Origin of the sequence: Chryseobacterium sp. FH1, assembly GCF_000735135.1 — a bacterium.
Taxonomy (GTDB): Bacteria; Bacteroidota; Bacteroidia; order Flavobacteriales; family Weeksellaceae; genus Epilithonimonas.
Window position 1 is genome coordinate 108,511 of sequence record NZ_JPLZ01000001.1, and the last position, 15,150, is coordinate 123,660.

Genomic DNA, 15,150 nt, shown 5'->3' on the forward strand with positions numbered 1-15,150 from the left:
TATGAAAAATTCAGCATTGATCGGACTTAAAGAAACCGATTGTAAAAACATCTCTGAAAAATTAAATATCCTGCTAGCCAATTATTCTGTATTTTACCAAAATACAAGAGGATCGCATTGGAACATCAAAGGTGAGCAATTCTTTACACTTCATCCAAAATTCGAAGAGCTATATAATAGTCTGGTTCTTAAAATTGATGAAATTGCAGAAAGAATATTGACGTTAGGTGCGACACCTGGTCACAATTACTCAGATTATCTTCAGGTTTCAACCATCAAAGAGAGCAAAGAAGTGAGCGACGGAAACAAAAGTGTCGAAATAATTCTGGAATCTTTCAAAGTAGTGATTGACCTGCAGAGAGAGCTCTTGGATATCACGGATGCAGCAGGAGACGAAGGTACCAACTCCCAAATGAGTGATTACATCACCGAGCAGGAAAAAGAAGTTTGGATGTACAATTCTTATCTGGGAAAATAAAATATTTGAAATAAAACGATCTGCAACGGTCGTTTTATTTTTTGTATAAGACCTCTTCTTTTACATTTTTATTCAACTTGAATCTGCTGATATTAAGCCTCAGATTATCCGCCTCATTCTTATCGAAAGCGTACCAAACAATCTTGTTTCTAGCGGTAGCTCTGTTATGATCTATCGTCCAAGATGCCACGGCAATCCAGTCTTTCGGAGGTTCATTTGGAAACCATTCTGGATAGATGACTGCAATTTTATATTGATGATCTCGGATGTAGTTAGCTAAAAATGTATGGAATTTTATATTTAGTTGATCCTGGTCTAATGTCTTGTTTTCAACGAAAAACCGGGTTACATCTGTAGATCCAAGTCCCAAGATGTCCAGCAATTCCACATTAGAAAAATAAGAAATCGCACCAATATCATTGGCCACTATTTTTTGTCCTTTGTAATTATCGTGCAAAAATCGAGACATTTCCACTTGTTGCTCTTGGATATTTTTAGATGAAACCTGCATCACCGGCTGAAAATAAGCAACCAAATAAACTCCAACAATTCCAAACAAAGCCAACGATCCTAAAAATGTAATTTGGCGGAAATTATTTTTAAAAGAAAAACCTTTCGGTAATTTCAAATACGGACCAGCGACAGAAATCGCAACCATGAAGAGCATTAGCACCAAATAATTTTCATAGCGATGTCTTATCAATCCAAACAAACTCTGCAAAACTGCCGTGGCCACAACCACAATAATTAACATTTCGTTTTTGAAAACATCAGCAATCTCCCTCCTATCATATCTATCGAAAAGATAAATTCCAAAACAGACAAATGGAAAGAAGAAAAGTTTGTAAAAGGAGAGATTCGTCAAAATCCCTTTTTTGAAAATCATCCAAAGGCTCAGCAACAAATTTCCTCCCGGATAATTTCCTTTGACAAGTACAGAGTTTGGAAAAAAATAACCACCTCTATCCATCGAGATCAGTCCGAAAATAACAATCGGCAAAAAGCCGGCGATCAAAATCAAAACAGATTCTTTAATTTTTTTATTGATTAATAAAACACCCGACAATGCTGTCACAAAAAACATACTTTCGAAACGCACCATTCCTAATAGCAAGATCACCATCAGCAATTTCAAAAAATCGTTTTGAGAATAGTTGCTATTGATGTTTTTCTTGATATAATACAAAGCCATCACACACAAAAGCATGTGCAAGGTTTGCTCCATCCCGACGACTACCATTAGATATAATAAGGACAATAAACTGACGCTCATCCCAAGATAAAGTGCTCTTTCTGAATAAAAATCTTTGAAAAATTTATAAATCCAAAACACGGCACCGTAACCCGCCAGAATATTTATAATTAATGGATGGTAAAAATTATCGCCAAAAACATAAACCATCGAACTTAATAACAATGTGTAAAGAATAGATGAAGAAGCACTGTCGAAACTGCCTGGATTCACAGACCAAAATCCGGACTCCGCAAAGTTTCTCGCAATAGACAAATGGATGTAAACATCATCCAAAGGATAAATGAAAACATCACCTTGGATTATAGAAAATGAATAAATAAGATAAAACGCAATGAAAACAGTAAAAAGTAGCAAGTAGTAAAATAGTATTTTTCTCATTCTTTTTCTTAAAAGCGTAAAAATAATCATTAATTTACTAAAAATCACATCAACTAATTTGATTATCTATTATATTTGCGTTTTAATTTTGCACACACTTGAAAAAAACTTTATTCTTTTTACTGATTTCTAATTTCTTTTTTGCGCAATGGAGCATTTCCAATGCCGAGAGAAGCGCGCTTATTAACATCTACAACGCAACAGACGGCGAAAACTGGAACAGAACTTGGGATTTGGAAAAAGACCCGAGAAACTGGTTTGGCGTCTCTGTGAAAAATGGGGTTGTATCAGAACTCAATCTTTCTGGCAATGCGCTAAGTGGCTATTTTCCTACTTACATTTCCTCACTCACAAAACTGACAAAATTAGACCTCAGCAACAACAAACTGACTGGCGAAGTTTCGATGGGCTTGTCTTCTCTTAGTTCATTGGTAAGATTGGACGTCAGCAACAACCGATTGATAGGCAATCCCAACACAGCTTTGGCTGGACTTGTCAAACTGGAAGACCTTGGCTTGGGCGGTAATCAATTTATAATTTCTGATGTCAACGGAATGCTTCAAAGCTTCAACAACATCAAAATATTGAATATCGCAGATTTAGGCTTGACTACCGTCCCTGCAAAAGTCGCAACATTTACAAATCTTGAGACTTTAATTTTAGACAACAACCCAATTGCCCCAAACGGATACGGAAACATCGCAGGACTTACAAACCTGAAAACACTTTCGCTTTCCGGAAATGGCTTGGCACAAATCCCAACCCAAGTTTCGCAACGCACACAAATCCTAAGTCTTAATCTTAGCAACAATAATCTTACAGAGCAAACACTTACAGGACTTACCAATCTAGTAAATCTCCAATGGCTTTCTTTGGAAAACAATCAATTGGCTCAGATTCCTGCGCAACTTCCGCAACTTACAAAACTACAAACGCTAAATCTCGGTAGGAACCAAATCACTGGAGGTATTGCAACACTTAGCTCACTATCCAGCCTTCAGCAATTATTCCTAAACAACAATCAGATTTCCGGCGGTTTTCCCTCGGCTTTGTTGGGAATGTCCAGATTGATGATGCTAAACCTTAACAGCAACCAGCTGACAGGTGACCTTCCAGATCAGTTGCCCGCAATTACGCACCTTAGCAACAACCGTTTTTCAAGGAACGATCTTTATAATTACATCACAGACTTTTCTGAGCAGACAGATTTCAACTACTCACCTCAGCGCTACGATGATTTGAAAACCGTCTTGGCAGTTGTTGGTCAGCCAGCAACATTGGATCAATCGCTTAGTGGAGACTACACTTTCACATGGTACAAAAATCTAGATCAAAAACTGAATCCGACCACAGAAACCCTCAACTTCAACAGTGTAGAAGAAACAGACTTTGCCGTTTACACAGCCGAAGCTTACAGCCGTTCCATCATAAATGGCAACACTCCCTTCGACTTATCAATGTTCCGCGAACCAATCACGCTTGGCGATGCATTGGCAACTTTAGGCACCTCGGATCTTCGCGACCTCAGCATCTACCCAAATCCCGCAACGGATCATGTCAACATCATCAACCTGAAGCACAACATACAAAAAGTAGTGATTTTCGACTTGAGTGGCAAGCAAATGCTATCAGACAGCAAACAAAGAATCAACGTTTCCAAATTACCATCCGGCGTTTACGTTTTATCCGTAAAAACCGACAGTGGCATCAAGAATTTCAAATTCATCAAGCAATAATTTAGGAGCTTAATCCCGCTTTCCACTATATCTTTTTTGTGATGGCGAAAGACGACAAGTATCTTTTCCGAGAATTTCCATCGCCACCACAAAAAAGGATGCCGTTGCAATCGGGGCTATGGGTTTGCGTTTCCAAATCACCGTAGATATAAACTTCCACCCTCCAAACATCCATCTTCCATCATCATTGCCATTTCCCAAAAAATATTATCTTTGGAAACATCGATTTTAAGAAATGGAAAACCAAAAATATACACCAGCAAACAAAGTAAGAATCGTTACCGCAGCTTCGTTATTCGACGGGCACGATGCGGCCATCAATATTATGCGCCGTGTGATCCAGGGAACGGGATGCGAAGTCATTCACCTTGGCCACGACAAATCTGCTGAAGAAGTAGTAAACACAGCAATTCAGGAAGATGCCAACGCCATTGCACTGACTTCTTATCAAGGCGGTCACAACGAATATTTTAAATATATCTACGACCTTTTAAGAGAAAAAAATTCACCACAGATCAAAATTTTTGGTGGTGGTGGCGGTGTAATTCTGCCCGAAGAAATCGAAGACATCATGTCTTACGGCATCGACAGGATTTATTCTCCGGATGACGGTCGCGAACTTGGTCTTCAGGGAATGATTGACGATTTGGTGAAAAGGTCAGACTTTGCAACCGGAAAAGAAGTGACTGCTGAAGATTTGGATAACATCAGTTTTGAAAACTCGACCAGCATTGCTAAAATAATTTCTGCCGTTGAGAACTTCTCAGAAGAAAAACCGGATCTGGTAAAAGCCATTGACGAAAAATCAAAAGATTTAAAAATTCCAATCATCGGGATTACAGGAACCGGTGGAGCTGGAAAATCTTCTTTAACAGACGAATTGGTAAGACGTTTCTTACGTTCAAATCCGGGTAAAAAGATTGCGATTATTTCCATCGACCCTTCAAAAAAGAAAACAGGAGGTGCACTTTTGGGTGACAGAATCCGTATGAACGCCATCAATGACCCTAGAGTTTATATGCGTTCGATGGCTACCAGAGAAAACAACGTTTCTGTTTCTCCGTTCATTCATTCCGCTTTAAATGTATTGAAATTAGCTCATCCTGATGTCATCATTTTGGAAACTTCAGGTATTGGACAATCCGGTTCGGAAGTTTCAGATTTTGCCGATGTTTCAATGTACGTGATGACGCCTGAATATGGAGCTTCCACACAGTTGGAAAAAATCGATATGTTGGATTATGCTGATTTGGTTGCTTTAAATAAATCTGACAAACGTGGCGCACTTGATGCACTTCAGGCGGTAAGAAAACAGTTCCAGAGAAACCATTTGTTGTGGGAAAGTCCATTGGATGACATGCCGGTGTATGCGACAAAAGCATCTCAGTTCAACGACCACGGAACAACCGATTTATACAATAGATTAGTCGATAAAGTCAACGAAACCCTTCGACAGGCTCAGGGTGACAATGCTCCAAAGTTTCAAGGATTTGTTGAACAGGAAATTTCTGAGGACATCACGATTATTCCACCAAAGAGAGTTCGTTATCTTTCTGAAATCGTTGAAAACAACAGACAGTACGATGCCAACGTTGAAAAGCAGGCAGAATTAGCAAGAAAAATGTATCATATTGAAGGGGTGAAAAGTTTCCTTTCAAACGAAACTCTGGATGCTGAATATCAGAAAGCTGAAAAAGACCTTCAACAGGAAAATATCGACTTCCTAAAAAATTGGGATGATACAAAACAGGCTTTCAAAGCTGAATTTTATTCTTATTTCGTTCGTGGAAAAGAAATCAAGGTGGAAACCTCAACTGAATCTTTATCTCATTTAAAAATTCCAAAAATATCTCTTCCAAGATATACCGATTGGGGAGATTTGATTAAATGGAAAGGTCAGGAAAATCTTCCGGGCGGATTTCCTTACACCGCAGGAATTTATCCTTTCAAAAGAACCGGGGAAGACCCGACGAGAATGTTTGCCGGAGAAGGCGGACCGGAAAGAACCAACAGAAGATTCCATTACGTTTCTGCGGAAATGGACGCAAAACGTCTGTCAACAGCGTTTGACTCCGTGACTCTATACGGACAGGACCCTGCCCTACCACCGGATATTTACGGTAAAATCGGAAATGCGGGAGTGTCTATCGCCACTTTGGATGATGCGAAAAAACTGTATTCCGGATTTGATTTGGTAAATGCAATGACTTCCGTTTCAATGACCATCAATGGACCTGCGCCGATGTTGCTGGCTTTCTTTATGAACACGGCCATCGACCAGAATGTTGAGAAGTATATTACTGAACATAAGCTTGAAGCAAATGTTGAAAAAGCTTTAAAAGCAAAATTCGACGACAAGGGCTTGGAAAGACCAAAATATAATGGAGAACTTCCACCTTCAAACAATGGTTTAGGTTTAAAATTATTAGGTTTAACGGGAGACGAAGTGATTCCTGCCGAAGCTTATGCTGAAATTAAAGCTAGAACCATCGCTACCGTTCGTGGAACTGTTCAGGCAGATATTTTAAAAGAAGACCAGGCTCAGAATACGTGTATTTTCTCTACTGAATTTGCCTTGAGATTAATGGGTGACGTTCAGGAATATTTTATCACAGAAAAAGTGAGAAACTTCTACTCGGTTTCTATTTCCGGTTATCACATTGCAGAAGCGGGCGCAAATCCGGTTTCTCAGTTGGCATTTACTTTAGCAAACGGTTTCACTTACGTTGAATATTATTTGTCAAGAGGAATGGACATCAATGATTTTGCACCGAACTTATCTTTCTTCTTCTCCAATGGTATCGACCCTGAATATTCGGTAATCGGACGTGTGGCGAGAAGAATCTGGGCAAAAGCAATGAAACTGAAATACGGAGCCGACGAAAGAAGCCAGATGTTGAAATATCACATTCAAACTTCAGGACGTTCGCTTCACGCTCAGGAAATTGATTTTAACGATATCAGAACAACACTTCAGGCACTTTACGCAATTTACGATAACTGTAATTCACTGCACACCAATGCTTATGACGAGGCGATTACAACCCCGACTGAGCAGTCTGTAAGACGAGCGATGGCAATTCAGCTGATTATCAATAAAGAATTAGGTTTAGCGAAAAACGAAAATCCGCTTCAAGGTTCATTTATAATTGAAGAATTAACGGATTTGGTCGAAGAAGCTGTGTATGCAGAATTCGACAGAATCACGGAAAGAGGAGGTGTTTTGGGTGCAATGGAAACGATGTACCAACGTTCAAAAATCCAGGAAGAATCGATGCATTACGAATGGCTGAAACACACCGGAGAATATCCAATCATCGGCGTGAATACTTTCTTAGGAAAAGACGGTTCGCCAACGGTTCGTCCGGGAGAAGTCATCCGTTCGACTGAGAAAGAGAAGCGGTTGCAGATTGAAACCCTTCATAATTTCCAGAAATCCAATGAAGACAAATCTGAAGCTGCCTTGAAAACTCTTCAACACGCTGCCATCAATCAACAAAACTTATTTAACGTGATGATGGATGCGGTGAAATACTGCTCGCTTGGGCAGATTACCAACGCTTTGTTTGAAGTGGGTGGGAAGTATAGAAGGAATATGTAATCCTTAGTCATATAGTTACTTTTTTGACCACACTTTAAAATTAATTTTCTAAAACATAAAATCTCTCAATAATTTGAGAGATTTTTTTCTTACTTTCGCTGCCAAAAAATTTTATCATGAAAAAATTACTTTTACTTTTCTCATTTCTACTCTTGGTAACTAGCTGTGTTCCGAAAGTTGCTTTATCTGCAGACTATTGGCAAAAACCAACAAAAGTAGGAATATTGATCAACGCAAATCCGCCGGCAAAATTCAAGGAAGGCTCTCAAGGTCTGTTGGACATGGCTGTTACGTCCGGAGATAAATACAAAGAAGCTCTCGACCTAATGGGGCAAAACATCCATCCAAAAGAAGAATTGACAGGAATCTATTCTGAAATTTTCAAAGCAAAAGGAAAAGAAGTTGTTATTATCGATGAAAAATTCGATTACAAAACAGCAAAGAAATTTGCAGGTGAAAAAGCTGAGGGGAAGAAATATTCTAACTATGATTTCAGTGATTTGAAAACAAAATACGGTGTTGACGAATTGCTTTTTGTGAATGTCAACTATGGTTTTATGATTTCTTATTACGGAATGATTGAAACTGGTAAAATGGCACACGCTGCAGTTGATACCAAAATTATTGATTTGAATGATCAGCACCTTATCCTTGCTAACCAGAATTTCAAAAATGAGGTTCTGAAAAAATGGAAAGACAATAATTATGAAAATTCCTTGCAAGGCGTAAGAACAGCCTTAGACAAAGTTGAAACAGAAGAAAAAGCAGTTTTCATTACTCAATAAAATTTAAAATCTCTCAGACCACTGGGAGATTTTTTTTTGTTAAAAAGCTGTCAATCCTTTCTCAATTGCGGTTTCATTTTTGATAATATCCAAAACAATAAAATCAAATTATGAAACTCAAATCTCCTGAACCATTCTGGCTCGTCAAAGACGGCATCAAACATTCATATCCTTCACTAAGAGAAAATATCGAAACTGAAATTCTTATCATCGGTGGTGGGATCACAGGTTCGTTTTTGGCGCATCAAATGATAAAAGACGGATTCAAAACTGTTTTGGTTGACAGAAGGGAAATTGGAAACGGAAGCACCAGCGCAACCACATCGATGCTTCAATATGAGATTGATGTTCCACTTTTTGAACTGTCAGAAATGATTGGAAAAGAAGGTGCGGAAAAAGCCTATTGGGCGTGCTATGATTCGATTGATACGTTGGGAAAAGTGGCTAAGAAAATAAAATCGGAATGTGGTTTCAAGAAAAAGGAATCACTTTATTTTGCGGCTTTAAAAAAAGATGTTCAGAATTTGAAAAAGGAATTTGAAGCTAGAAAAGCAGCAAAGTTTCCAGTGAAATGGCTTTCGGCCGAGGAAATTAGCAAGACATTTAAAATCGAAAATACGTTTGGCGGAATCCTTTCCGAACAAGGCGGAAGCATTGATGCATTTTGCTTGGCTCACGACATTCTACATTATAATTATAAAAATAAAAAAGGACTCCAAGTTTTTGATAAGACCGACATTATTAAATTCGATTATAAAAAAAATGGTGTCACTGCAACCACAGAATTTGGAAATAAGATCAAAGCCAAAAAAGTCATCTTCTGCAATGGTTTCGAAAGTACAGAGATCATCAAAGACGATTTTGTAAATCTGCTTTCAACTTACGCCATCGTTGGTGAACAAAACGAGAAAAATCACAAAGAGCTAAATGACCTTTTAGTTTGGAACACAGCAGAACCTTACATTTATATGCGAACTACGGATGACAATCGGGTTTTGATCGGTGGTGAAGATGAGGAATTTGTGAATGCTAAAAAAAGAGATTCTCTGCTTCACGAAAAGGAACAAAAGCTTGTGAAAAAGCTTAGCAACTATTTACCTGAAAATAATTTCAGAACAGATTTTGTTTGGGCAGGAACTTTCGGCGAAACCAAAGATGGACTGCCTTATATCGGTGAACATCCAGACTTTCCAAGTGCTTATTTTGTTTTAGGATTTGGAGGGAACGGAATCACATTTTCGGTCATCGGAATGGAAATGGCTTCTCAATTTCTGAAAGGTAAAAATCACGAATTATCAAAATATTTCAAATTCCGAAGATAATCTTTGAGAAAATCTCGTATATCATTTTAATTTTTAACTTTAATAAAAATCTAAATGATGAAAACCTTCGAAGATTACTTCTCCCAGTTTGATGAAGAACTTATAGATAAGTTGGAAACAATACGTTCCGAAATCAAAAAAGAGATTCCGGAAGCCACGGAATGTATCAAATATCTAATGCCAACGTTCGTCTATGAAACCAAAAATCTGATTCATTTCGCAGCATTTACCAATCATATTGGACTTTATCCAGGACCAGAGGCGGTCGCATTTCTCGAAAGGGAATTGTCTAATTACAAAACTTCGAAAGGCGCGATCCAGATTCCTTTGGAAGACGATATTCATTTAGATTTAATTAAAAAAATCGTGCAACACGCCAAGGAAAGAATTCTCAAAACCACAAAAACCACTAATAAATAGTGGCTGGTGAAAAATTAATTTCTATTGATTTTGATTTGATTTTTCTCTGTGGCATTGATGATTTTTGAAATATCATCAGCTGTAAATTTCCCTTTGACGTCTACGAAAATTGTTTCATCTTTGTCACCTTTCACTGTGATAATCATTCTTTTGATGATGTCGTCGGTTTGCTTTGCATTCAGGCTGATGAGATTTCCTTCCTGTTTTACAGACATCCATTCTTCGTAATTATTACTGTTTAGATATTTCTGAAACTCAGCTTTGATGGGAGTTGTCGAACTTTCAACAATCAAAAGTTTAACATCACTTATTTTTTTTACCAAATCTATGACTTCCTGACTATCTCCATCTTCTCTCATTGCTTTTTTGACATAAGATTTTGCGAGGAAAGTCGGAACATTGACGCTGATATAATTGGAGTTATCTTTGAATCCCGGATTATCAAAAAAATCGGTGTGCACTTTTTTGTGGGAAACCATACACGACTGCAGAAAGAAACCGACAATCATCAAAATAATGAGGTATAAAAAACGTAGCATAATTCTTTAGTTTACTGAGTTAATAGTTGACCCTGTTCTTTCGTTGGCAGATTTTGTCACTTTAGAAGGATTTCCTCTGTATTGTACAGACGCTGCGGATGTAGCACTTGCTGTTAAACGTTCTGTTGTGTTGATTTTCACACTTGCTCCGGAAGATGCGTCCACAACTGCAGATTTGGTTACAAAATCGCCTGCTGAGATAGAACTTCCGCTACTTGCACTGTAAACTCCCGAATCTGCTTTACCTGATAATTTGATAGAACTTCCGCTGCTTGCTTCCAAAGCCAGAGATTTAGTTTCCAGATTCATTTTCACACTTACACCAGAAGAAACATCCAATGCTGTGTTTGTAGAGATTTTGAAGCTTCCTGAAACCTGTGAACCAGATGAACAGCTTGCTACAAATGTAGATTCGCTGACAGGATTTACAGCTTTGAAAATAGAGCCGGACTTCGTAATCAATCTTGATAATTTTGGTCCGGAAACTATGACTTTAAGACTGTTGAAATTCAAGTTCTTAACACCTTTATTTCTAACAAAGATTTTCAAAACACCGTTTTCAACTTCTGTGATAACATATTGCTGTTTTTCGGGATCCACTTTTACAATCACACTTTGCTTTGTACTTTGAGTGAATTCTACATCCACTCCCGAAGACGTTTCTATTCCGTTAAAAGCAGGAACATTTCTTTCACTTCCAATATTTGTTGTCCCAGAATTATTTGTAGTTGTAAAGGTCGTGGTTCCTGACCCATCAGTTATTGTATGAGTTGAAGTATTTGTATTAGCAAAAGTAGATGAATTAATCGTTTTTACAGGATTAATAGAAGTTACATTTTGTGTCTCTTCCATCATTTTGCTCACGTCGTCCATAGAGATTTTCCCGTCCAGCATCATCAAAACCGAACTGTCTTCCGACATAATGTTCAGGATCAAGTTGTCCATCACATTTGCAGTGATATCCTGCGCCATGAATTTGATTTTGTTGTCGCGACTATTCACTGTCATCAACTCTTCATATTTCATATTTTTGAGAGATGCTTCAATTTCCTTCTCTATTTTTCCAGATTGTAAAAGTATTTTCTGGTCGTCCTTATCTGGATTTGAAGAAGTTCTCGGTTTTTCCAGGATTAGCATTTTCAATCCGTTTACCTTTCCCAAAAGTGGCTGGATTTTCCCCAATTCTTCATCATCGATTTTCAGATTGTTCAGAAGTTTGAACATTGGTTTTGCAATCTTGATAGATGTTACGCCCTCCGTGTCCTGATAATGGTCGAAGAGTTCATTTAGTTTTTCCGACTGCCCAAAGATGTTGGTGGACAGCAGAAAGAGTACGAATATTACTGATATTTTTTTCATTTTGATATTGGTTTAATGTACAATTTGACCGCTAGTTTGATTAGATCTATTTTGAAAATATTTTCAACGGCGATGACAATTTGATTTTAAAATTAATTAATTGAGAATCTTGTAGAAATCAACTTGATTTTGGGCAGATTCTGCGTGATTTATGGTTTCGGTAACGTTACTTGCAAAATAATTAAAAGCATTTTCTGTCACGGCAATCGCTTGATTCTCATCATAGATTGGTTTTCCGTTGATGATGACATAATTCGGATTGTAATCTGAGATCGATTGTGCCGGATTCTGGAGTTGCTTGTCTCCATTTTTTGTTGATGATTCCTGCTGAGCCATTAGCTTGTCAAATTCCTTTTTCACTAGATCTTTCACCGCTTTCTCATTCGGAATTTTATCAGCCTTCTTATTTTCCTGATTTGCCAAAATTGGTTTCGGTGTCGAAGTTTGTTCTATTGTTTCTTTCACTGGCACAACTGGCGTTGTATTTTGTTTCTTCGGTCCTTCATTATTTTTTACGATTACCATCTCAACATCTTGAGGTTGATTGAACATCCAAAGCGCACCGATTCCCATTAATAAAACCAAACTTGCCGCCATCCAATAAACTTTGTATGAAGACTTTTTAATTGGCATCGGGATGATTTTCGGTTCTTCCGTTTTCTTTAAGAAATCTTCGAAACTGATATCTAATTTTTCTTGTTTCTCTTCTTTTAGAAATGAGAAATAAGGGTTGTCGCTTTCATTTTTTAGGAACAATTCTTCTTCTGGCGTCAATTCCTCGCCTTCGAAGAATTTAGATTCCCAATCCTTGTATTTGTCGGTTTTCATACGCATAGAGTTTGTTAATTGATTCTTTCACTTTTTGTCTTGCTCTCATCAGATTCACGCGGACTGCATTTTCTTCCATTTCCATAATGCCCGATATTTCTGAGATTTCATATTCTTCCACATCTTTCAGGTGAATGACCATTTTTTGTTTTTCCGGCAGTTGGTTGATGAATCCCAAAATCTGCTCTCTCATATTGTTGGTTTCGATTTGATAAAGTTCCGAGGTGTGTTTTGTATGGCTCGCAAATCCCAATTTCACTTCGTGGTGTTTCAGGCGATTCAGACATTCATTTTTCACACTTCGCATTGCGAAACTTTTCAAATTCTCTACAACCAAAAGTTCTTCTTTTTTCTGCCAGAACTTCATCATCAAATCCATTACCACATCTTCCGCTTCGTCTGCACTCATTAAAAACTTTTTGGCAAAACGGAACATCTCATCCTTGAGACTGTAAACCGTTTGTTGAAAGTTTTCTTGGGTCATAGATTTTAGTTTAATGTTGAGATTCAAAAGTTTGTGATTTCGAATCCGTGTAATTTCTTGGTTGTTTAAAAGTAAGACATCTGTAATGTAGCAATTATTACATCAAATATAAAAAAAGAACGTCAATTATCATTAAAGTATTGATAATCAAATTTTTAATTTGCAAATTTTATTCTCTTTTTTTTTAAATCTTGGTTAGAAATTAAAACCCCTTCAGAGTTTGAAACTCTGAAGGGGTTATATGGCTTTCGCGAAATGTTTTTATAGGTCGCTCCTCTGGAGCTTTAAATCTTGCTGATGTTTTTTCTACCAACAGATCACCGCTCTGCGGTTTTGCATTAAACTCTGGAGAGTTGTTGCGATTGTTTTAATACTTTTACAGGGCGCTCCTCTAGAGCTTGGTATTGTTGCTTTCCTATCAACAGGTCACCGTTCTGCGGTTTTGCAGAGGAATGCTTTTCTTATAAAAATCTTAATCTTTTAAATACGAGACTTTTTATCTTTAATCTAAACGCAAAAGATTTATATTAAAAGACAAATCTTGGACTTGAAAAGAAATGGTGAAACCTTGCGAAGCGCGCCCCGACTTATCTCAATTTTATACTTTTTTATTTGAGTCGATGACCACTTCGTCAGGTTTGAGTGGATCCCGATGTAAAATCGGGAGGGAACTGAAGGCAGATAAAGGCGCCCAACAAATTCTACAACTCTCCGGTTGATAGAGATGTAGTGTCTTTTTCGCCGGCTCCTGTTGGGTTCATCGTTTTGTTGAATTTTTCCATCTCGTAAGGAAAATTTTCAAACAATCCAGACAATGCCAATGCGGAGTAAACGCGCTGAGAATACTTGTTCCCGATGGCGATAATGGTAACTTTCGATTTCAAAAGATGCGCAAAAACGGCGTTGGAACCGTGCCACCAACCGTTGTGATAAGTGAGTTTTTCGCCGTTGTCAAATTCTTTCATCCGGAATCCTAGACCGTAATTGTTGATTCCTTTTTTCTCGTTGCTGTACGGTTGGAAGATTTTGTCTTTCAGTTCCGGTTTTAGGAAATCTTTGGAAAACATCGCGACGGAAAAATTGAGAAGGTCTTTCGGGGTTGTGTAAACATTTTTGTCGCCGTAAATCAAATCCAACCTGTCCAACGGATATGGTTTGTAACCGCTAAGAAAGGATTGGGACGCTGTTGGAATATCTTTTTTCTGGAAAATGTAGGAATGATTCATCTTCAAAGGTTTGAAAAGAATCTCTTGCATCGCCTCCGGAAATGGCGTTTCGGTAACTTTTTCAACAATCAGAGCAAGAAGCGCAAAGTTGGTGTTGCAATACATAAACCCAGTATTTGACGGCCTTGCCAACTCTGGTTTATACTTGATGAGCATTTCTACAACATCCTGATTGGTTAGATAATCTTGTTTGAGTTCTTCCGGTGCGGGCGAAATATTTTTGTCAAAGTATTCATATTTTGGAAGTCCACTTCTCTGTGAAAGCAAACTGAAAACAGTGATGTTTGGATAAGGAAATTTTGGGAAAAACTTGGTCATATCATCTTCCATTTTCAACTTTCCTGCTTCTACCAATTTCAGAACGGCCATTGACGTCATTGTCTTGCTGACAGACGCTACGTGGAGCGGTGTATTTTCGTCGATGGGCGTTTGTTTGTTTTCTTTGGCAAATCCTCTGTACTTTTCGAAGATGATCTTGTCGCCTTTTGCTATTAGTAATCCTCCGCTAAGGTCGCCTTGCTCCCAGACTTTTTGATAATAATTGGTAATTTTCGGGACAATATTTGGTTGTTCTAATAAGACATTGTCCTCTGCTGTGAAAACATTTTCAAGATTTACATTTCCGAAGTTTGGGAGTTTGGATTCGTAAGTTTCTGCTGGAACTTCTTTTTGTTTTTTACAGGATAAAATTGATAGTGCTAATAAAACCGGTGCGATAACTTTTCTAAAATTCATTATA

The 15,150-nt window shown here is 37.8% G+C and carries 13 protein-coding genes; 6 read left to right on the plus strand and 7 right to left on the minus strand.

Features of this window, described 5'->3' with window-relative positions; translation table 11 throughout:
• Position 1 precedes the first annotated feature (1 nt).
• On the plus strand, positions 2-478 hold the full coding sequence (locus tag IO90_RS00575; protein WP_034962883.1) for a Dps family protein: 477 nt from the start codon (positions 2-4) through the stop codon (positions 476-478).
• A 34-nt stretch (positions 479-512) separates the two neighbouring features.
• Here IO90_RS00575 and IO90_RS00580 read toward each other — a convergent pair whose 3' ends face one another.
• Positions 513-2,111: a glycosyltransferase family 39 protein gene (locus IO90_RS00580; protein WP_131450797.1), complete on the minus strand. Its 1,599-nt coding sequence runs from the start codon at positions 2,109-2,111 to the stop codon at positions 513-515.
• Positions 2,112-2,209: 98 nt separating this feature from the next.
• On the opposite strand from IO90_RS00580, the gene IO90_RS00585 reads away from it, so the two are divergent.
• Positions 2,210-3,847, plus strand: coding sequence for a leucine-rich repeat domain-containing protein (locus IO90_RS00585; RefSeq protein WP_034962886.1), 1,638 nt, complete (start codon positions 2,210-2,212; stop codon positions 3,845-3,847).
• Between the two features lie 25 nt (positions 3,848-3,872).
• Here IO90_RS00585 and IO90_RS18930 read toward each other — a convergent pair whose 3' ends face one another.
• A complete protein-coding gene (locus tag IO90_RS18930) occupies positions 3,873-4,022 on the minus strand; it encodes a hypothetical protein (RefSeq protein ID WP_165570228.1) in 150 nt (49 codons plus the stop codon).
• Positions 4,023-4,082: 60 nt separating this feature from the next.
• On the opposite strand from IO90_RS18930, the gene IO90_RS00590 reads away from it, so the two are divergent.
• From IO90_RS00590 to IO90_RS00605, 4 genes are all read left to right on the plus strand, one after another.
• Positions 4,083-7,448, plus strand: coding sequence for a methylmalonyl-CoA mutase family protein (locus IO90_RS00590; RefSeq protein ID WP_034962888.1), 3,366 nt, complete (start codon positions 4,083-4,085; stop codon positions 7,446-7,448).
• A 116-nt stretch (positions 7,449-7,564) separates the two neighbouring features.
• A complete protein-coding gene (locus tag IO90_RS00595) occupies positions 7,565-8,233 on the plus strand; it encodes a hypothetical protein (protein ID WP_034962890.1) in 669 nt (222 codons plus the stop codon).
• Between the two features lie 110 nt (positions 8,234-8,343).
• Positions 8,344-9,555, plus strand: coding sequence for an NAD(P)/FAD-dependent oxidoreductase (locus tag IO90_RS00600; protein WP_034962892.1), 1,212 nt, complete (start codon positions 8,344-8,346; stop codon positions 9,553-9,555).
• Between the two features lie 54 nt (positions 9,556-9,609).
• Positions 9,610-9,975 (plus strand): iron chaperone, encoded by a 366-nt coding sequence (locus IO90_RS00605; RefSeq protein WP_034962895.1) that lies wholly within the window; start codon positions 9,610-9,612, stop codon positions 9,973-9,975.
• A 14-nt stretch (positions 9,976-9,989) separates the two neighbouring features.
• Here IO90_RS00605 and IO90_RS00610 read toward each other — a convergent pair whose 3' ends face one another.
• The 5 genes from IO90_RS00610 to IO90_RS00630 form a co-directional block, all read right to left on the minus strand.
• Complete coding sequence (locus IO90_RS00610; protein WP_034962898.1) at positions 9,990-10,514, minus strand: DUF4252 domain-containing protein; 525 nt, start codon at positions 10,512-10,514, stop codon at positions 9,990-9,992.
• Positions 10,515-10,520: 6 nt separating this feature from the next.
• Positions 10,521-11,873, minus strand: coding sequence for a DUF4252 domain-containing protein (locus IO90_RS18225; RefSeq protein ID WP_051878141.1), 1,353 nt, complete (start codon positions 11,871-11,873; stop codon positions 10,521-10,523).
• 96 nt (positions 11,874-11,969) lie between these two features.
• Complete coding sequence (locus tag IO90_RS00620; protein ID WP_034962900.1) at positions 11,970-12,701, minus strand: hypothetical protein; 732 nt, start codon at positions 12,699-12,701, stop codon at positions 11,970-11,972.
• Entirely contained in the window at positions 12,667-13,185 is a 519-nt protein-coding gene (locus IO90_RS00625; protein ID WP_034962902.1) for an RNA polymerase sigma factor, read from the minus strand. The genes IO90_RS00620 and IO90_RS00625 overlap by 35 nt, the downstream gene beginning before the upstream one ends.
• A 701-nt stretch (positions 13,186-13,886) precedes the next feature.
• The gene (locus IO90_RS00630) at positions 13,887-15,146 is read right to left on the minus strand and encodes a serine hydrolase domain-containing protein (protein WP_034962905.1); all 1,260 of its coding nucleotides are present in this window, start codon (positions 15,144-15,146) and stop codon (positions 13,887-13,889) included.
• Positions 15,147-15,150 lie beyond the last annotated feature (4 nt).